This window comes from Streptomyces sp. GS7, from assembly GCF_009834125.1.
GTDB lineage: Bacteria > Actinomycetota > Actinomycetes > Streptomycetales > Streptomycetaceae > Streptomyces.
Window position 1 is genome coordinate 7,792,494 of record NZ_CP047146.1, and the last position, 19,303, is coordinate 7,811,796.

Here is a 19,303-nt window from a genome sequence, read left to right on the forward strand (position 1 = left end):
AGACCGACGTTGGCCACTGATATCGAACCCCCACCGCAAACGGACCCGATCGGCGTCCGCCACACCTCGCGCGCCGCCATCCCCGCCCGCCATCTGCGCACCGACCGCTGGTGGCTGGCGCCGGCCGGCACCGCCGCCGGACTGCTCGCGTTCGTCGTCTACTCGACCTGGCGGGCCTTCGCGAACGCCGACTACTACCACGCCCCGTACGTCTCGCCGTTCTACTCGCCGTGCCTGGCGCAGAACTGCCACACCATGCGCGGCGGCCCCAACTGGGACATCTTCGGCAGCTGGTGGGGCCTGTCCCCGGCGCTGCTGATCCTGATCTTCCCGCTGGGCTTCCGGCTGACCTGCTACTACTACCGCAAGGCGTACTACCGCGGCTTCTGGGCCTCGCCGCCGGCCTGCGCGGTCGCCGAGCCGCACGCCAAGTACACCGGTGAGACCCGCTTCCCGCTGATCCTCCAGAACATCCACCGCTACTTCTTCTACTTCGCGGTGCTGGTCGCCGGCGTGCTCACCTACGACACGGCGCTGACCTTCCGCGACGCGCACTACGCCTGGGGCCACATGGGCCTGGGCTCGCTCGTCTTCCTCGCCAACATCGTGCTGATCTGGGCGTACACCCTCTCCTGCCACTCCTGCCGGCACATCGTCGGCGGCCGGCTGCGGCACTTCTCCAAGCACCCGGTGCGCTACCGGCTGTGGGGCTGGGTCAGCAAGCTCAACGAGCGCCACATGCTGCTCGCCTGGTCCTCGCTGATCAGCGTGGCGGTGGCGGACTTCTACGTGTTCCTGCTGGCCAGCGGCGCGTTCGAGGATCCGCGCTTCTTCTGAGGCACGCTCCGCGGACGACGGAAGACAACTCCAAGAACCCCAAGGAAAGGTGTGCCCGCTGATGGCGCATGTGGACCGGCAGACCTGGGACGTGGTCGTGGTGGGCGCGGGCGGCGCCGGACTGCGCGCCGCCATCGAGGCCCGCGAGGCCGGACTGCGGACGGCGGTGATCTGCAAGTCCCTGTTCGGCAAGGCCCATACGGTGATGGCCGAGGGCGGTATCGCGGCCAGCATGGGCAACGCCAACGAGAACGACAACTGGCAGGTCCACTTCCGGGACACCATGCGCGGCGGGAAGTTCCTCAACCACTGGCGGATGGCCGAGCTGCACGCCCGCGAAGCCCCGGACCGGGTATGGGAGTTGGAGACCTGGGGCGCGCTCTTCGACCGCACGGCGGACGGCCGGATCTCGCAGCGCAACTTCGGCGGCCACGAGTACCCGCGACTGGCGCACGTCGGCGACCGCACCGGCCTGGAGCTGATCCGCACCCTGCAGCAGAAGATCGTCTCGCTCCAGCAGGAGGACGAGCGCGCCTCCGGCTCGTACGACGCCGGGCTGAAGGTCTTCCAGGAGTGCACCGTCACCCGGGTCCTCAAGAGCGACGGCAGGGTCTCGGGCGTCTTCTGCTACCAGCGGGAGTCCGGCCGCTTCTTCGTCCTGGAGGCGCCGGCGGTGGTGCTGGCCACCGGCGGCATCGGCAAGTCCTTCAAGGTGACGTCGAACTCCTGGGAGTACACCGGGGACGGGCACGCGCTGGCGCTGCTGGCCGGCGCCCCGCTGATCAACATGGAGTTCGTGCAGTTCCATCCCACCGGGATGGTCTGGCCGCCGTCCGTCAAGGGCATCCTCGTCACCGAGTCCGTCCGCGGCGACGGCGGCGTGCTGCGCAACAGCGACGGCAAGCGTTTCATGTTCGACTACATCCCGGACGTCTTCAAGGAGAAGTACGCGCAGACCGAGGCCGAGGGCGACCGCTGGTACGAGGACCCCGACCACAACCGCCGGCCGCCCGAACTGCTGCCCCGGGACGAGGTGGCGCGCGCCATCAACGCCGAGGTCAAGGCGGGCCGCGGCTCCCCGCACGGCGGGGTCTTCCTGGACGTGTCGACGCGTATGCCGGCCGAGGTGATCAAGCGCCGGCTGCCGTCCATGCACCACCAGTTCAAGGAGCTGGCGGACGTGGACATCACCGCCGAGCCGATGGAGGTCGGCCCGACCTGCCACTACGTGATGGGCGGGGTGGAGGTGGACCCGGACACCGCGGCGGCGACCGGGGTGCCGGGGCTGTTCGCGGCCGGCGAGGTGGCCGGCGGGATGCACGGCTCCAACCGGCTGGGCGGCAACTCCCTGTCCGACCTGCTGGTCTTCGGCCGCCGGGCGGGGCTCCACGCGGCCGAGTACGCGGCGGCGCTGGGCGACCGGCCGGAGGCCGACCCGCGGGACATCGACACGGCCGAGGCGGAGGCACTGCGCCCGTTCAGCGCCGAGGGCGGTGTGCGGCAGGCCGACCGTGGCCCGGCGGAGAACCCGTACACCGTCCACCAGGAGCTCCAGCAGTCGATGAACGACCTGGTCGGCATCATCCGCCGGGAGGGCGAGATGGCCGAGGCGCTGGAGCGGCTGGCCGAGCTGCGGGTGCGCGCCCGGCGGGCCGGCGTCGAGGGGCACCGGCAGTACAACCCGGGCTGGCACCTGGCCATCGACCTGCGGAACATGCTGCTGGTCAGCGAGTGCGTGGCCCGGGCGGCGCTGGAGCGTACGGAGAGCCGCGGCGGGCACACCCGGGACGACCATCCGGAGATGGACCGGCGCTGGCGCAACGTCAATCTGGTCTGCGAACTCGCCGACACCCGGGCCGAGTCGGGGGAGGCGGACCCGGCGCTCGGCCAGATCCGGCTCTCCCGCCGGGAGACCCCGCCGATCCGCCGCGATCTCCTCGAACTCTTCGACAAGGACGAGCTGGTGAAGTATCTGACGGACGAGGAGATGAGCCGGTGAGCGAGCGGCAGGCGAACCAGCGGGCCGGCGCGTACCCGGCGCACTTCCGGGTGTGGCGGGGCGACGCGGACGGCGGCGGGCTGACGGACTACGAGGTGGAGGTGCACGAGGGCGAGGTGGTGCTGGACATCATCCACCGCCTCCAGGCGACCCAGGCGCCCGATCTCGCCGTCCGCTGGAACTGCAAGGCGGGCAAGTGCGGTTCGTGCAGCGCGGAGATCAACGGGCGCCCGCGACTGTTGTGCATGACCCGGATGTCGGTCTTCTCCCGTACGGAGACCGTGACCGTCACCCCGATGCGGACCTTCCCGGTCCTGCGCGACCTGGTCACCGACGTCTCGTTCAACTACACCAAGGCGCGGGAGATCCCGGCGTTCGTCCCGCCGGCGGACCTGGGCCCCGGCGAGTACCGGATGCAGCAGGAGGACGTGAACCGGTCGCAGGAGTTCCGCAAGTGCATCGAGTGCTTCCTGTGCCAGAACACCTGCCATGTCGTGCGCGACCACGAGGAGAACAAGACGGTCTTCGCCGGGCCGCGCTTCCTGATGCGGATCGCCGAACTCGACATGCACCCGCTGGACGGGGCGCCGGCGGCCGGGCTGGACCGCAAGAGCACCGCGCAGGACGAACACGGGCTGGGCTACTGCAACATCACCAAGTGCTGCACCGAGGTCTGCCCGGAGAACATCAAGATCACCGACAATGCGCTGATCCCGCTGAAGGAGCGTGCCGCCGGCCGTAAGTACGACCCTCTGGTGTGGCTCGGGAACAGGATCCGCCGCCGGACGGAATGACCGACGGGCACCCAAGTGCCCCCGGACGTATCATTTCTGATGTCGCGTCACATGGCCGGAAACGTTCTTACGGCGAGTTCGAACAGGCGCGGTATAAAAACGAAATGAATCTTCCAGAAATGAGCCGGCGACGGGTGCTGGCCGGCCTCGGCACCGTCCCGCTGGCCGCCGCGGCCGGCTTCCCCGATCTCGACCGGGCCCCCTCCGCGAGACCGGTGGAGGCCCCCGGACGCAGCCGGACCACCCTGCTGCGCGGCGCCGACCTCGTGCTCACCATGGACCCGAAGCTGGGCACCGGCCCCCTCGGCCGGCTGGACAACGATGTCGACCTGCTGCTGCGGGACGGTGTCATCGCGGCCGTCGGCCAGCGGCTCGACGCCCCGGACGGCGCCCGCGTCCTGGACGCCCGCGGCAGGATCGTCCTGCCGGGCTTCGTCGATCTGCACAACCACCTGTGGCAGTCCAGCATCCGCGGCGGCTGCTCCAACGAGGACCTCTACGGCTGGATGTCCGACTGCAACCGCACCGTCCTGCCGAAGATCGACCCCCAGGACATGTACCGGTTCGTCCACCTGGCCGCCCTCGACGCCCTCCAGGCGGGCGTCACCACGGTCGTCGACTGGGTGCACCCGATCCCGTACGACACCAGCGGGCGCTACATCCGGGCGCTGGACGACGCCGGGCTGCGCTTCGTCTACGCCTCGACGCAGCGCGCCGCCGACGCCCGTCTCATCCCCAGGATCAAGAAGGACTTCCTGGACCGGCTGCCGCTGGCCTCCGTCCAGGTGGCGGCGCACGCCGGGATGTCGCAGCTCACCGACCTGCGGACGCTCCACGAACTCGCCCGCGAGCTCGGCGTGATGCTCAACTCCCACGTCCTGGAGAACCGCGACGACCGCGGGGACGACCCGATCCGCGCGCTCCGGGAGATCGGCGCCTTCGGACCGGACCTGCTGATGAACCACGCGATCCACCTCACCGACGCGGAGATCGCGCTGACCGGCGAGCACGACGTCCGGGTCGCCCACTGCCCGCTGAGCAACATGCGGCTGGCGTCCGGCATCTGCCCGCTGCCCGCGCTGCACGCGCACCGGGTGCGGGCCGGGCTGGGCCACGACGGCGGGACCAACGACACCTCGGACATGTTCAACGTCATGAAGGCGGCCGTCGGCCTCCAGCGAGCCCGCCACGAGGACGCCGGGATCCACCCCACCATCCCGGCCGTACTGCGGATGGCGACCCTGGGCGGCGCGGAGTGCATCGGCATGGCGGACCGGGTCGGGTCGCTGACACCGGGCAAGCGCGCCGATGTCGTCGTCCTCGACCCCGGCACGCTCAACTTCGCCCCGCGCTACGACTGGACCAGCCAGATCGTCCTCAACGGCCAGCCGCCGAACGTCAGCGAGGTCTTCGTCGACGGCCACCTGCGCAAGCACCGGGGCGAGCTGGTCCACGTCGACACCGAACGCGTCGTCCACGAGGCGGAGTTGGCGGCGTCGCGGCTCCGCACCACCTGACCGCCGAACGCCCGCGCGCCCGGCGGGTCCCACCGCCCCGCATCACCACCGGCCCGGCCCGGCACCGTCCCGGATCAGAACAGGCTCAGCAGCGCCTCCGCCGGGTCCACCGGTTTCGACTCGCCGTCCGGCAGGGCCAGTTCGAACCACACGGTCTTGCCGCGCGGGGTGCGGCGGCTGCCCCAGCCCTGGCTCAGCAGGCCGACGAGCTGGAGGCCGCGACCGCCCTCGTCGGTGTCCCGGGCCCGGCGGCGCCGCGGCTGGGCGAGATCCGCGTCCCACACCTCGCAGACCAGGGTGCGGTCCAGCAGCAGCCGCAGCCGGATCTCACCGTGGCCGTGCCGCAGGGCGTTGGTCACCAGCTCGCTGACCAGCAGCTCCGTGGTGTCGACCAGGGCCTGCAGCCCCCAGTCCGTGAGCTGGTCGCGGGCCAGCTCACGGGCCCGGGCGACCGAACGGGCCTCCGGCGCCAGGCTCCAGTCGCCCACCGCGTCCTTCGGCAGCCCGTGCACCCGGGCCATCAGCAGCGCGATGTCGTCCTCGCCGTGCTGGGTGTCCAGTGCGCTCAGCACGTGGTCGCAGACGTCCTCCAGCGGGCGGCCGGACTCCGAGAGCGCCGTCCGGAACGCCTGCAGCCCCTCGTCCAGCGGGTGGTCCCGGGACTCCACCAGGCCGTCCGTGTACAGCGCCAGCAGCGCGCCGTCGGGGACTTCGACCTCGATCTCCTCGAACGGCTCGCCGCCGACCCCGAGGGGCATCCCCGGCGGTACGTCGAGCAGCAGCGCGTCCTCGCCCTCCTCGACCAGTACGGGCGGCAGATGCCCGGCGTTGGCGAAGGTGCAGGTCCGGGTGATCGGGTCGTAGACGGCGTAGACGCAGGTGGCGAGGTAGACCTCGGAGAGGTCGGCGGTGGCGGCCGGGCGGCCGGGCCCGCTCCCGCCGGGCGCGGCGCCCGAGCGGCCGCGGGCCGCCGCCGCGGACCGCCCGTCGCCGCTGCCGCCGAGCCCCCGGGCGATCTCGTCCAGCGCCCCCAGCACCTCGGCCGGCTCCAGGTCCAGCAGCGCCAGCGTCCGGACGGCCGTGCGGAGTTCGCCCATCGCGACGGCGGCGCGCAGCCCCCGCCCCATCACGTCGCCGACGACCAGCGCCGTGCGGTGGCCGGGGAGTTCGATGACGTCGAACCAGTCGCCGCCGACCTCGGTGGCGGTGGTGCCGGGGAGGTAGCGGCAGGCGATGTCGAGGCCGGCCGCCTCCGGGTCGCCGGGCGGCAGCAGGCTGCGCTGGAGGATCAGCGCGCGCTCGTGTTCGCGGCGGTAGAGGCGGGCGTTGTCGATGCAGACCGCGGCGCGCGCGGCCAGTTCGACGGCCAGCGCGGTGTCGCGCTCGCCGAACGGCTCGCTGCCCTTCGTACGGGAGAACTGCACCAGCCCGACGATGGTGTCCCGGGCGACCATCGGGACGGCGAGGGTGGAGTGCACCACCGCGCCGAGCTCCGGGCCGTCGTCGCTCTCCCGGCCGGGGATGATCTGCGCCTGGGCGGTCCGCAGGGCGCCCGCGCAGGGCGAGTTGAAGGGGTAGCGGTGGACCGCGCCGACGGCGACCGGTCCGGGCCCGTCCTCGGGGACGCAGCAGGTGGTGGAGGCGAGCGGGGCGTCGGACACCGCGCTGGCGAAGGCGACCCGGCGCAACTCCGCGCTGCCGTCGCTCATCCCTGGCGGCGCCTCGTCGCCGGCCAGCAGCCCCTGGTAGAGGTCCACCGACGCCAGATCGCAGAACTGCGGTACGGCGACGTCCAGCAGGGTGCGGGCGGTGGTCTCCAGGTCGAGCGAGTTGCCTATCCGGGCGCCGGCTTCGTTGAGCAGGGCGAGGTTGCGGCGCGCGTTGGCGGCCTCGCGTTCGGCGCGGCGGCGGCCGGTGACGTCGGAGGCGAGCCCGGCGACGCCGATGGGGCGGCCGCTGGCGCCGTGCAGCCGGTAGAGCGACACCGACCAACGGCGGCGGGCGTCCTCTCCCGGCTCTCCGGGCACCACGCCCACCAGTTGCATCTCGGTGACCGGCTCCCCGGTCGCAAGGACGCGGCGCAGCGCCGCGGTCATCCGCTCGGCCTCGGGGCGCGGCAGGAAGTCGTGCGGGGTGCAGCCGCGGTACTTGGCGGCCGGGCCGCCGAAGACGGTGGCGAAGCGCTCGTTGACCCGCAGCAGCTTCAGGTCCGTGCCGAACAGGGTGAAGCCCATGGGGGATTGGCCGAACACCGCCTGCGCGGCGGCCAGGTCGGTCTCGATGCCGCGCAGCGCCCGTACGTCGACGACCAGGCAGACCGCGCCACGCTCCCCGTGCTCGTTCTCGGCGGGCATCACATAGATCTCGGCGAGCCCGTCGGCGTCCCCGTCGCCGTCGGCGTCCCGGCGGTAGGGGACCAGGCCGGTCCACTCCCGCCCGTCGAGGATCTCGGCCACCTTCCGGCGCCCGGTCTCCCGCAACTCGCCGGGTACGAAAGCCGCTACGGGGTCCTTGCCGATGGCGTACCGGGCGGGGATGCCCAGCATCTGCGCGGCCCGCTCGCTCCACTGGTCGATGCGCCCGTCGGGGCCCAGTGAGAAGGAGGCGACTCTGATGTAGTCGTAGATCGATCCGGGCCGGCTGCTCTGCCACACGGGCGGGCCCTGCGGCTCCCGCGCACGGCGACGGCCGCCTGGGTCACCCGGGACGTCCGCACCGCCCCGACCATCGGTCTGCGCGGGTTCCGCCCCGCCAGAAGACTTCTCACTCACGAGCCCCGTCCCCTCCAGCTCATCGTGCCCGGACCGGACCTGCCGAGTATTCCAGCACCTCGACTATCCGGAACACGGTCTTCACGATCACAGCACAGTCTCGATCGCAGCCCATCCACAAAATGTCGATGAAATGGCAACGATCAGGCCCCCTCCTGACTCCTAACCAGCCACCGACAGCTCGAACCACACTGTCTTACCGGTCTTTCCCCGCCGGGTCCCCCAGCGCCGCGCACTGCACGCCACCAGCTGGAGACCGCGCCCCCCCTCGTCATCCGGGGTGGTGGTGCGCTCCCGCGGCGGATCGGGCAGCGGATCGGAGACCTCGACGAGCAGCCCCCCGGCGCCGAGCAGCACCATCCGCACGCCGATGGGCCCGCTGGCGTAGCGCAGGGAGTTGGTGACGAGTTCGCTGACCAGCAGCACCGCGACATCGGCGGCGCCGTTCAGCCCCCAGTCGTCGAGCACCTGACGGACCATGGTGCGCGCGGTGCGGACCGCGCCGGGGTCGGCCGGGAAGCTCCATTCCGCGCTCGGTGCGCCGGAAACCCTGCCGCGCTTGCGGCCATCGACGGAGACGGGCTCCGGGACCTCTGCCGCTGCGCCGTCGCTCACGCCGATCACTTCCCAGACCGAGGGTTCCCCTGGCGCATCACGCGCACCGAAAGGGGTCAATCAGGACATACCCGATATCGAACCCCAAATATCGCCCGCAATCGCGCACTGTTGCATAAATGGAACATCCTGCGGTGAAACGGCACCGTGGCGCGCACCCGGCGAGCGGGCGGATACCCGAGCCATCGCAGGCGGTGTCCGCGCGCGAGCGTACCGAGGGCGCCGGCGGGCCGGCGTGCCGCGGCAGCCGCAAACCCCGGCCCCCTAAAGCCGCGCGCCGGGAATCCCCGTCGCGGCCCGCGCCGCCAGCCGCCGCATCGCCTCGGCGACGGCCGGGCGGTCCTGGTCCAGCCAGTCGACCTGCCGCTCCTCACCGGGCAGCAGCCAGCGCAGCTCGTCATGATCCTCCAGCGGACGCGGCTGACCGGACACCAGCCGGGCCGTCCACACCTGGAGCACATAGCCGGGCCGCAGCACCCACTCGCCCGGGATCCGCTCCTCGGCCGCGGCCTCCACACCCAGCTCCTCGCGCAGCTCCCGCACCAGCGCCTGCTCGGGTGACTCGCCGTCCTCCACCTTGCCGCCTGGCAGCTCCCAGCGGCCGGCCAGCGCGGGCGGCGCGCTGCGCCGGGCGGCCAGCAGCCGCCCTCGCGCGCACACCGCTCCGCCGACCACTACGCGCACGGTCGTCATGCGCGGCAGCCTACGTCCCCCGCTCGCGTCCCGCTTCCCGCCCCGTCCCCCTCACACCGTCCCGCGCCCCACCCGCTCGACCACGTAGAGCTGGCGGCTGCCGCGGGTGTCGAGGCGGTCCGCCACCCGCTCCGCCTCCGCTCGGGTGGCATAGCGGCCGACGCGATAGCGGTTGCCGCCTTCGTCCTGGCGGATGACGAGCCAGGGCAGCACGGCCCCATGGTCAGTCACTGCGCCCCTCCGTCCGCCCGGCAGCGCGCCATGACGCGCCCCTCCTGCGCTGATGCCGAAATCGCAATCCGCATATGCCCGAGCCTACGCCCGACCTTTACTCACCGGATATGGATTTACACAAAGAGATACCGAACCGGCCACCCGCAGGCCCTGGATCGCCAAGAGCGGCCTGCGAGTGGCCGGTTCTGCCCGTTTACCGGGCAGGGAAGAACAGGGTCAGGCCCCGGCCGGGGCCTTCGCCTCCTCGGTGCCGACGGTCTCGGCCGCGTTCATCTCGGCCTCGGCCTGCACCAGCGAGGGGTTGCGCCAGGCGCTGTGCACGCCCCAGAAGTAGAAGGCCAGGGCGACCAGCGCGACCAGGACCACGTCCCAGCCGACCGGCAGATAGCCCTTACCGCCGAACTCCTTGCCGCCCATGTACGAGATGGCGGCCATGACGAGCAGGTACGCCACCATCCAGGCGCCCGCCTTGAGGTGCGGCATCAGCTCGGCCCACGGCTTGCGGCCCTGGGTCAGCGGCTTGCCGATCTCGTACCAGGCCCAGACCGGCAGACCGACGGCCATGATCAGGATGACCTTGCCGGTGAGCGGCCAGCGGCCCCAGTACAGCACCAGCGAACCGAAGATCATCGCGACCGGCGCGATCACCGGCATGATCCGCAGCCGCACCGGGCGCTTGAGGTCCGGCGAGATCCGGCGCAGCGACATCACCGCGACCGGTCCGGTGATGTACGAGATGACCGTGGCGACCGAGACGATCTCGGCGAGCGAGCCCCAGCCGCGGAACACCGCGAGGAACAGGAAGGCGATCGCGAGGTTGAGCAGCAGCGCCGGCCGCGGCACACCGGTCTTCTTGTCCACCTTGCCGAAGACGCCGGGCAGATGGCCGTTCTCCTGCACACCGTGGATCATGCGCGAGGTGGTGGCGGCGTAGATCATGCCCGTGCCGGACGGCGAGATGAACGCGTCCGCGTACAGCAGCATCGCGAGCCAGTTCAGACCCCAGGCCACCGCGAGGTCGGCGAGCGGGGAGTTGAAGCCGAGGCCCGCCCATCCGTGGGCGGCGAGCTTGTCGCCGGGCACGCCCATCAGGAACGCGATCTGGAGGGCCACGTAGATGACCAGGGCGATCAGGATCGACGAGATCACGGCCTTGGGCAGCGACTTGCCCGGGTTGCGGGCCTCCCCGGCCATGTTCAGCGGGGACTGGAAGCCGTTGTACGCCCAGACGATGCCGGAGACGGCGACCGCGGTGAAGACCGAGCTCCAGCCGTTGGGGGTGAACCCGCCGTGGTGGGTGATGTTGCTGGTGTCGAAGTGCGCCATCATCAGCGCGCTCGCGGTCAGTACCGGGACGACGACCTTGAAGACCGTGATCGCGGTGTTGGTCTTGGCGAACAGCGTGATCGCGAACCAGTTGAGGAAGAAGTAGAAGATCAGCAGGATGCTGGCCAGCCCGACGCCGGTGCCGGTCAGCTCCTTGCCGTCGTACAGCGCCTGCGCCCAGCCGAACTTCCAGCTGCTCATGTACTGGACGGAGGCGGTGGCCTCACCCGGGATCACCGAGACGATGGCGATCCAGTTCGCCCAGGCCGCGAGGTACCCGGCCAGCGAGCCGTGCGAGTACTGGCCGTAGCGGACCATGCCGCCGGCCTTCGGGAACATCGAGCCGAGTTCGGTGTACGTGAGCGCGATGGTGAGCGCGACGACGGCGCCGATGACCCAGGCCAGGATGGCGGCCGGTCCGGCGATGGCCGAGGCCCGCGCGGCTCCGAAGAGCCAACCGGAACCGATGATGGACCCGAGACCAGTGGCGGTCAGGGCAATGGTCCCGAGGGACCGACGGTAGTTCGAGTGCGAGCCCTGCTCCGCACTCGCTGTCTTCGTCGTGCTCACGTGCTGGTCTCCTGGTCTTCCCCCGTGCCGTGCACAAACTTCGCCATCGTATGAGCGAATCCGTAGATCCGGTTCCCACACCGAGCAAAAAATCCCGCCCAGTTGAGCCTCTGTGAGGTTTCCAACACCGGTAAACGGACGACACTGGGGTCCAAATGACCGCAAAAGGGACACCAAACTCGGCTGAAAATCGCGGTCAGCGGACCTGCGATTCCCGTACTGGGCGTCTACTTGGCAAACACGGGGAGTCCACCAGGAGTCCACCGGGGGTCCGCGGCGGGCCCCGCGAACCGTCCGGCACACCGCACCGGCGACCGGACACCCTGCGTGCCCGGTCCGCTACCACGCCCGCGCCCGCTACTTCACCGGCAGGTGGTACGCCACGCGATGGCGGGCCGCGAGCGTGATCACGTCGGCGGTCTCGACCGGCCGGCCGCCCGCGAAATACGTCCGCGAGATCACCAGCACCGCGTGCCCCGGCACGCCGCCCAGCGCCATCGCCTCCTCCGCCAAACCCGGCCGCGCCCCGACCTCCTCGATGACGTTGTCCACCACCACGTCGATCGCGGCCATCCGCTCGACCACCCCGCGCCCGGCCAGCGGGCCCTCCTCCGGCAGCATCACCGGTGTCCGCCCGGTGACGGCCAGCGGCTCCCAGGAGGTGGAGAGCATCGACGGCTCACCCTCCGCGCGGAACACATAGCGCGTCCGCATCACCCTGGCCCCCACCGGGATCCGCAGCCGCGCCGCCACCACCGAACTGGCCGCCTCCTGCTCGCTGTTGGACTCCCAGGTGCCGCGCACCCGCTCGTCCGTCTGCTCCTGCCGGAACGGCGTGCAGCCCCCGGAGTGATAGCCGGCGCGGGCGATACGGCGCGGCACGGGCTGCTCGCGGACATACGTCCCCGACCCCGAGCGGCCCTCCACCAGGCCCTCGGCCATCAGGACCTTGCGCGCCTCCAGCGCGACGGTGTCCGAGACGCCGTACTGCTCTCGGATACGGGCCTGGGAAGGGAGACGGGTGTGCGGGGCCAGCACCCCGTCGACGATCTTCTGACGCAGGTCACCGGCGACGCGGAGGTACGCGGGCTGCTCACCGAAAGGCACAGGCCCCTCCCAACAGCTTGACAGTCAGCAACAGCGTGACAACCGCGCGTTGCCGATCGCAAGCTCACGGCAGAGATTCGCTCAAAGTAATTACCCCCAGCTCAGCCCCTCCAGCAGCCCATCCACCGGCCCGGAAACCCTCCCCTCCGGCGCGGCCCCGGCAACGCCCGCCGCGCCCGCGCCCACCGGCTCGGCACAGGGCGACCGCCCCTCGGGCACCCGTCCGACCTGCACAAGGAAGCCCGGGAGCGGTCCGGGCTCCGGAGCCGGGTGGCCGGGGCGGGGTCAGGGGGTGGGGTCAGGGGGTGGGGTGGTGCGGGGTCAGGGCGATGGCCAGGTGGAGGGCGGTGCCGGTGATCATGGCCTGTTCGTCGAGGGTCATCCGGTTGGAGTGGCAGGGGGCGGCTTCGCCGGGGGGAGTACCGGGTGGGCAGGCGCCCAGGAGGACGAGTGCGCCGGGGGCGCGTTCCAGGACGTAGCCGAAGTCCTCGGCGGCCATGACGGGAGAGGCCAGTTCGACGGAGCGTTCCGGGCCGAGTAGTTCGGCGGCCAGGTGGAGGATCCGGTGGGCCTCTTCCGGGGTGTTGACGGTGGGGGCGCAGCCGTAGCGGTGGGTGATGCGGCAGGTGAGGCCGTGGCCCTCGGCGGTGGATTCGGCGAGCCGGGTGATGCGGGCCCATGCCTGGGCCCGTGAAGCGGAGGTGTAGGCGCGCAGTGTGCCCTTGAGGCAGCCGGATTCCGGGGTGACGCTGGAGGTGGTGCCGGCCGTCACCGAGCCGAGGCCCACCAGGACCGGGTCGGCCGGGTCGAAGTTCCTGGAGACCGTGGTCAGCAGGCTCGTGCCCAGGGCCAGCAGGGCCGGGACGGGGTCGTTGCAGGTGTGCGGCATGGACGCGTGGCCGCCCCGGCCGGTGAGGGTGATCTCGAACTCGTCGCAGGAGGCGAAGAAAGGGCCGGGCTTGGTGGCGATGACGCCGGAGGGGAGGTTGGGGTTGACGTGCAGGGCGAATGCCGCGTCCACCGGTTCGTCCAGGAGGCCGTCCTCCAGCATCCGTTCCGCGCCTCCGCAGCCCTCCTCGCCGGGCTGGAAGACGAACTTCACGGTGCCGGCGACCTCCTCGCGCAGGTCGGTGGCCAGGAGGGTGGCGGCGCCCAGCAGCATCGCGGTGTGCACGTCGTGGCCGCAGGCGTGGGCGGCACCGGGGTTCTCGCTGGCGAACTCCAGGCCGGTGTCCTCCGCCATGGGCAGCGCGTCGGTGTCGGCCCGCAGCAGCACGGTGGGGCCGGGGCGGCCGCCGCGCAGGGTCGCGGTCACGGAGCTGCAGGTGCGGCCCCGGGTGAGTTCCAGATCCAGCCCTTCGAGGGCCTGGAGGACGGCCTGCTGGGTGCGCGGGTTGTCGACTCCCGTCTCCGGGTGGGCGTGCAGGTCGCGGCGCCAGCGGACGAGTTGGGGGAGCTGCCGTGCGGCGCGGTCGAGCAGGTCGGTGCGCGGGGCGTCAGGCATGGGTGGGGTTCGCCTTTCGCAGAGCCTTGGGCAGGGCGGTGACGACGATCAGGAAGGAGAGGCCGGCGCAGGCGGCCGCTCCGATGACGACGGGGTCGTAGGAGTGCAGGGCGTCGAAGCTGAGGCCGCCGGCCTCGCTGGCCACGAAGGCGCCGATCTGGTGGAGACACCACATCATTCCCAGGGCGAGGCCCTTGGCGCGCGGGTCCAGCGAGTTGAGCAGGTACATCGATCCCGCCACCACCGTGCCCATGTAGCTGATGCCGAAGAGCAGACCGAACACCCAGGCGGTCAGGACGGTGGGGGCCACCGCCATCACCACCAGTGACAGGGCCCGGATCAGATAGCAGCCCGCCAGCACCTTCAGGCCGTGGCCGCGGTCGCACAGATACCCGGCGATGAGCGAACCGACGATCTCCGCGGCGCCCAGGATCGCCATGGTGGTGCTCGCGGTGCCGCCGCCCAGACCGTGGCTGTCGAGGCTCGCCACCAGGTGTACGTCGACGAAGGACATGGTCACGCCGCAGCCGACGAAGGCGAGGCTGACGGTCCAGAACACCGGGGAGCGCAGTACGGCGCCGAACATACCGCCCCGGGCCGGGGCGCCGGCCCCGCCGGTCGTCTGCCCCTCCCCCGTTGCCCGCCCTGCCTGTTCCGCTGCCCGCGCCGTCTCTTCCGGCGCCCTTTTCTCTCCCGGCAGGAGCAGGAGGGACAGCAGCATGAGGGCGACCATGACGACGCCCAGAACGATGAACACCGTGCGCCAGGAGGTGCTGTGCTCGACGTAGATCCACAGGGGGACCAGCGCGATGAAGCCGACGGCCGTGCCGTTCATGAGGATGGCGTAGGTCAGGCCGCGGCGGTGCGGCGGGAACAGCTCGTCGACCAGCACGCCCAGCGGAACGTAGGAGACCGCGGTGTACGCGATGGCCAGCCCTACTCCGTACACCACCGAGAACAGCGCGAAGGAGCTGACGACCCCGCCGGCCAGGAACATCGCGCCGCCCAGTACCAGCCCGCCGGCCAGTGAGCGGCGGGCGCCCATCCGGTCGGCGGCGAAACCCAGGGCGGGGGAGGCTATCGCGTAGGTCAGCATGAACACCGACGGGGCGATGGCGAAGGTGCCACGGCTGACCGAGAAGTCCTGCGACATCGACACGTAGAACACGCTGACCGTGTTCTTGATGGCCGACGACATCAGGGCGATGACGAAACCCAGGGCAACTGCCGCCACGACGACGGATTTTGTGCGTGCCCCTTTCGCCGTCGGCGGGGAGTCCGGGCCGGTCCGCACCTGCGTGTCGGGCTCTGTCTCGTTGGTCGGCATGTCTTCCTCTGTCGCTTGCCTTGCCTTGGTTGTCGTTCGGCGCGGAGCGGCCCGGAGCGGTTCGGACCGATCCGCCCCGGCGCTCGGGGCTCAGGTTCCCGGCGTCGGCTCCGCGCGCTCGCCCGGCTCCGCGAGTCGGCCGGTGACCGTGGCGGCCAGATCCGCCACCTGGTGCCGCATGTAGTGCCCGCGGTACCGCTGCCCGTCGACGCGGACGTAGTCGTCCAGGACTCCGTACGTGGTGAATCCGAGGCGGGTCCACACCCTGTGGGCCTTGGAACCCTCCCGGACGTCGATGAGCAGCAGTTCGGTACCGAGTTCCGTCGCCTTCCGGCAGACGTGCCGGGCCAGCTGGTAGACCGCGGTGGTGCCGCGTACCCGTGGCGAGAGGTACGCCTTCTCAACCTCCGCTATGTGGCGGGAGTTGGGCATCGACCGGGTCTTCATCACACACATGGCCACGGTACCTTCGGCGTCCTCGCCGACCAGGACATGGCCCGTTCCCTTCGCCCGCAGTTCGTTCAGCCCGTCGACGAAGCCGGTGAGTTGGTCCTCGGTCGGCTGGGCCGCGTATCCGAGGATGCCTTCGTCGGCGACGCTCGCGGCCAGCATTCCGGCCACGTCCTTGGAGTAGTCGTGCAGATCGGCGGCCCAGTGCCAGCGCAGTTCAGTGGTCATCGCGTTCACTTACCCGGGTTTCTTCTCGTGGAGGTGTGCGGCACGTGCCGTGTGCACGGCGTTGCGGGTGCCCTGTTCACGGCGTTGTGCGTGCCGTGTTCACGTCGTCGGCCGTGCCGAGGACCGTGCGACGGCGCGCAGCCAGTTCCCGAAGAAGCCGCGGGTGTCCGGCTGCCAGTCGGCCAGGATTCCCGCCGCCGCCGACTCGGCCGGGAAACTCGACAGCAGGGCGGCGTCCCGCTGCTCCCGCAACTTCTCGGCGTAGCGGAGGACCAGTTCCCTCGCCGCCCCGTCCAGATAGGGTTCCGGAAGTTCCGGGAAGTCGTCGGTCTCCCCGGCCAGGTGCCGTCGCAGGTCGCGCTGGTATTCGCGCAGCAGGGTGTCCCGGCGGTATTCGGGGTGCCCCTGGCAGAAGAGCTGACGCAGTCCGTCGGCGCTCGCCGCGAGATGCCAGTCGCCGCCGTCGGCCTCCAGGAGGGGGACGACCCCCGCCCGGTGGAGTTCCGCCGTCGGCACGTTGTTCCAGCGGGAGTGCGGTACGGGCACGCTGTCCGGCAGTCCGGCGGTGAGCGGGTGGCCCGGTACGCTCACGCGGTGTTCGGCCACACCCGTGTACTTGTCGGGCAGCCGTCGGCGCCGCAGTCCGTACCGCACGTACAGCGCGGCGTGGGCCGACTGGCACGAGAAGAGGGTGGACGGCACCCGGTCCGCGGTCTCCTCGATGATGCGGCGCACCACGGCCAGCGCCGGCTCCGACTCGATGTCCAGCCGGGTCGGTTCGCTTCCGGTGACGATCAGGGCGTCCGCCGCGACGAGTAGCCGCCAGTCGATGCCGCAGTGCTCGGGCGAGCAGAACGGGTCGACGGCGTGGTAGTCGAAGGCGACGGGCAGTCCGGCTTCTGCGGCCGCGGACTCGACTGCGGAGCGGAACATCTTCTGTGCCGGTCTGTTCGGGACGGCCGACATGAGGTCGACCAACCCGATCCGCAGCGCTCCTCGTTCGGCGCCGTGGCGGGTGTGCGGCATACCGTATCCGTTCACTCGGGCGAAATGGTCACGTTGTCGAGCGCCTTGTCCAGGTCCGTGACGAGGTCGTCGACGTGCTCCAGGCCGATGGAGATCCGCAGCATGTTCCCGGTGATTCCGCAGCGCTTCCGGGCCTCGGGGGACAGCCGGCCGTGGGTGGTCGACGCGGGATGCGTGACCATGGACTTCGTGTCGCCGATGTTGGTCGTCAGGGAGATCAGTGAGAGGTTGTCGGCGACCCGCCAGGCGGCTTCCTGGTCGCCACGGATCGTGAAGCTCAACAGGCCGCCCGGACCGGACTGCTGACTGTCGATCAGCTCGCGTTGCGGGTGCGACCGCAGACCGGTGAAGAAGACCTGCTCCACGGCCGGATGCCGTTCCAGCCACTCCGCCAGGATCCGGCCGTTGCGGGAGTGCTCCCGCATACGGATCTCCAGGGTCTCCAGACTCTTCAGGAAAACCCAGGCGTTGAACGGGCTCAGGCCGGGGCCCGCGGTACGGAGCACGCCGACGATCTCCTGGACGAGGTCGTCGCGGCCCACCACGACGCCGCCCCCGCACCTGCCCTGTCCGTCGATGTACTTGGCCGCCGAGTGGACGACGAGGTCGGCGCCGAGCGGAACGGGATTCTGCAGAGCGGGCGTGCACAGGGTGTTGTCCACCACCGTCAGAATTCCGTGCTCGGCGGCGAGGGCGGACAGCCCGCGCAGATCCGCCACGTGCATCAGGGGGTTGGTCGGGGTCTCCAGGACGAACATCACGGTGTTCGGCCGGACCTGGCGGCGCCACTCCCCTACGTCCCGCACGTCGGCGATGCTGGAGGCCACCTGGAACTTCTTCAGATACGTCTGGAAGAGCCGTGTGGTGGTGCCGAACATCCCGTCGGCCAGCACCACATGGTCACCGGCCTTCAGCAGGCCGAGGGCGATTCCCAGATACGCGGCCATGCCGGACGCCACGGCGACGGCGGACTCCGCCTGCTCCAGCGCCGCCATGCGCTGTTCGAAGGCGGCCACGGTGGGGTTGCTGAAGCGCACATACACGTTTCCGGGACGCCGCCCGGCGAACTTCTCCGCGGCGTCCTCGGCATCGTCGAAGACATAGCTCGCGGTGAGGGCCAGGCCCTCGCTGTGGGAGTCCGAGAGGTCCTGGTACTGGCCCGCCCGTATGGCGCGGGTGGCGAAGGAGTCGGATGTGAGGGGCTGGGTCACGGTGAATTGCGCTCCTTGATCCGTCCAGCTGCGCCGGATACCGGACAGCGGCGCCGGTGTGCGCCACTCACCCCGGCGCGCAGGGAATCGACGCGAATGTCAGCAGGTTGCAGCGGGCCACCTCGTCAGGTCGCCTCAGGAGATAATTCAGTGGTTGTTCCATGGGCGTCCCGCGGCGCGGAGAAACATGGCACGTCGAAACACGGTGCGGGGAATCGCCACGGAACAGGGCAGGGCAACGGGGCACCGCACGGGCCCCGTTTCCCCGGACCGGGCGGGCGGGCCTCAGAGCCGGCCGGCCTTGTACTCCTGGTGGATACCCTCGTACATGTTGTAGAAGAGGTCGCAGGTGTGTCCGACCGCGTAGAGCGCCTCGGACTGCTGCTCTTCGGTGGTGCAGATGTCCGCGACCAGATCCAGGCCGTGCCGGACGTGGTGGACGTCCTCCTCCTGGTGCACCGAGAAGAACAGCAGGTCGTCGTCGTTGAGGCCGTAGACCCGCTTGAAGAGGACATCGCGGGCGTCCGCGCCGCGGGTCTCCAGGTTCTGGCCCTCGCTCGCGATCATCACCGCCGCCGCGCCGATGTGGTAGGTCTCGGGGTTCTTCACGGCGGTCATGCGGTAGTCGATGAGTTCCTGGGTGGCCGGCAGTGCCGTCTCCGCGTCCCGCGTGGCGTCGTCGATGCCGATGGCACGCAGGAAGTCCTCCATCAGCTGCACGTGGTTCTTGGTCTTGGAGATACGCCCGGTCTCCTCCTCGTAGAGGTTGAAGAGGAGCCGGCGCTTGTGCTTTCCGTCCCCCTTCGGGCAGTAGTAGAAAAGCGTCTCTATGTAGTCCAGGAAGTGCTTCGTCAGCTGGTAGCCCTGCAGCGCCACCTTCTGCAGCGTGTGCCGGTCCGGATTCTCCGGGTCGAAGAGAATGTCGAACATGGGGTGGGAGAGCGTGAGCTTCTTGTGCAGGGTACGCTCAAGCTCTTCGCGGAATGCGTCTCGCTCCATCAGCATGTCTGGGCCCCTCTACCTGAATTTCCGTAATCAACGGCGGCTAGTCGTTCGAAAGGCTAGATGAAGCCCATTTCAAAACCCTGTTACGC

Annotated in this window: 16 protein-coding genes; 4 read left to right on the forward strand and 12 right to left on the reverse strand. The window is 70.5% G+C overall.

The genetic code is table 11. From position 1 onward, the window contains the following. Positions 1-9: 9 nt before the first annotated feature. From GR130_RS33800 to GR130_RS33815, 4 genes are all read left to right on the forward strand, one after another. Positions 10-837, forward strand: a complete 828-nt coding sequence (locus GR130_RS33800) for a hypothetical protein (RefSeq protein WP_159508224.1) — start codon at positions 10-12, stop codon at positions 835-837. A gap of 61 nt (positions 838-898) precedes the next feature. After that, positions 899-2,836 (forward strand): fumarate reductase/succinate dehydrogenase flavoprotein subunit, encoded by a 1,938-nt coding sequence (locus GR130_RS33805; protein ID WP_159508225.1) that lies wholly within the window; start codon positions 899-901, stop codon positions 2,834-2,836. Continuing rightward, positions 2,833-3,630 carry a succinate dehydrogenase/fumarate reductase iron-sulfur subunit gene (locus GR130_RS33810; RefSeq protein ID WP_159508226.1) on the forward strand — a complete coding sequence of 266 codons (798 nt, stop codon included), beginning with the start codon at positions 2,833-2,835 and terminating at the stop codon, positions 3,628-3,630. Before GR130_RS33805 ends, GR130_RS33810 begins: the two co-directional genes overlap by 4 nt. Positions 3,631-3,734: 104 nt before the next feature. After that, on the forward strand, positions 3,735-5,147 hold the full coding sequence (locus GR130_RS33815) for an amidohydrolase family protein (RefSeq protein WP_159508227.1): 1,413 nt from the start codon (positions 3,735-3,737) through the stop codon (positions 5,145-5,147). 74 nt (positions 5,148-5,221) lie between these two features. On the opposite strand, the gene GR130_RS33820 is transcribed toward GR130_RS33815, so the two are convergent. The 12 genes from GR130_RS33820 to GR130_RS33875 all read right to left on the reverse strand — a co-directional run bounded on the left by GR130_RS33820 (position 5,222) and on the right by GR130_RS33875 (position 19,214). Beyond that, positions 5,222-7,801: a SpoIIE family protein phosphatase gene (locus GR130_RS33820; protein ID WP_159508228.1), complete on the reverse strand. Its 2,580-nt coding sequence runs from the start codon at positions 7,799-7,801 to the stop codon at positions 5,222-5,224. 279 nt (positions 7,802-8,080) lie between these two features. Further along, a complete protein-coding gene (locus tag GR130_RS33825) occupies positions 8,081-8,542 on the reverse strand; it encodes an ATP-binding protein (RefSeq protein WP_159508229.1) in 462 nt (153 codons plus the stop codon). Positions 8,543-8,797: 255 nt separating this feature from the next. Then, entirely contained in the window at positions 8,798-9,226 is a 429-nt protein-coding gene (locus tag GR130_RS33830; protein ID WP_201305073.1) for a (deoxy)nucleoside triphosphate pyrophosphohydrolase, read from the reverse strand. 51 nt (positions 9,227-9,277) lie between these two features. Beyond that, positions 9,278-9,457, reverse strand: coding sequence for an SPOR domain-containing protein (locus tag GR130_RS33835; RefSeq protein WP_159508230.1), 180 nt, complete (start codon positions 9,455-9,457; stop codon positions 9,278-9,280). 219 nt (positions 9,458-9,676) lie between these two features. Next, the gene (locus tag GR130_RS33840; protein WP_159508231.1) at positions 9,677-11,356 is read right to left on the reverse strand and encodes an APC family permease; all 1,680 of its coding nucleotides are present in this window, start codon (positions 11,354-11,356) and stop codon (positions 9,677-9,679) included. A gap of 357 nt (positions 11,357-11,713) precedes the next feature. Beyond that, positions 11,714-12,463, reverse strand: a complete 750-nt coding sequence (locus GR130_RS33845) for a GntR family transcriptional regulator (protein WP_159508232.1) — start codon at positions 12,461-12,463, stop codon at positions 11,714-11,716. 298 nt (positions 12,464-12,761) lie between these two features. Then, on the reverse strand, positions 12,762-13,967 hold the full coding sequence (locus GR130_RS33850) for a M20 metallopeptidase family protein (protein ID WP_159508233.1): 1,206 nt from the start codon (positions 13,965-13,967) through the stop codon (positions 12,762-12,764). After that, a complete protein-coding gene (locus GR130_RS33855) occupies positions 13,960-15,201 on the reverse strand; it encodes an MFS transporter (RefSeq protein ID WP_159508234.1) in 1,242 nt (413 codons plus the stop codon). Before GR130_RS33855 ends, GR130_RS33850 begins: the two co-directional genes overlap by 8 nt. Positions 15,202-15,384: 183 nt before the next feature. Continuing rightward, a complete protein-coding gene (locus GR130_RS33860) occupies positions 15,385-15,972 on the reverse strand; it encodes an N-acetyltransferase (RefSeq protein WP_159508235.1) in 588 nt (195 codons plus the stop codon). A 99-nt stretch (positions 15,973-16,071) separates the two neighbouring features. Continuing rightward, positions 16,072-16,998, reverse strand: a complete 927-nt coding sequence (locus GR130_RS33865) for a homoserine O-acetyltransferase/O-succinyltransferase family protein (protein ID WP_159508236.1) — start codon at positions 16,996-16,998, stop codon at positions 16,072-16,074. Between the two features lie 11 nt (positions 16,999-17,009). Beyond that, on the reverse strand, positions 17,010-18,209 hold the full coding sequence (locus GR130_RS33870; RefSeq protein ID WP_159508237.1) for an O-succinylhomoserine sulfhydrylase: 1,200 nt from the start codon (positions 18,207-18,209) through the stop codon (positions 17,010-17,012). A 285-nt stretch (positions 18,210-18,494) separates the two neighbouring features. Further along, positions 18,495-19,214, reverse strand: coding sequence for a TenA family transcriptional regulator (locus tag GR130_RS33875; protein ID WP_159508238.1), 720 nt, complete (start codon positions 19,212-19,214; stop codon positions 18,495-18,497). Between the last annotated feature and the right edge of the window lie 89 nt (positions 19,215-19,303).

Bases quoted from the DNA above. Each gene is read 5' to 3' on its own strand.
- GR130_RS33850 (WP_159508233.1), bottom strand. From the start codon at position 13,967: ATGCCTGACGCCCCGCGCACCGACCTGCTCGACCGCGCCGCACGGCAG.
- GR130_RS33875 (WP_159508238.1), bottom strand. From the start codon at position 19,214: ATGCTGATGGAGCGAGACGCATTCCGCGAAGAGCTTGAGCGTACCCTG.
- GR130_RS33860 (WP_159508235.1), bottom strand. From the start codon at position 15,972: ATGACCACTGAACTGCGCTGGCACTGGGCCGCCGATCTGCACGACTAC.
- GR130_RS33865 (WP_159508236.1), bottom strand. From the start codon at position 16,998: ATGCCGCACACCCGCCACGGCGCCGAACGAGGAGCGCTGCGGATCGGG.
- GR130_RS33815 (WP_159508227.1), top strand. From the start codon at position 3,735: ATGAATCTTCCAGAAATGAGCCGGCGACGGGTGCTGGCCGGCCTCGGC.
- GR130_RS33805 (WP_159508225.1), top strand. From the start codon at position 899: ATGGCGCATGTGGACCGGCAGACCTGGGACGTGGTCGTGGTGGGCGCG.
- GR130_RS33830 (WP_201305073.1), bottom strand. From the start codon at position 9,226: ATGACGACCGTGCGCGTAGTGGTCGGCGGAGCGGTGTGCGCGCGAGGG.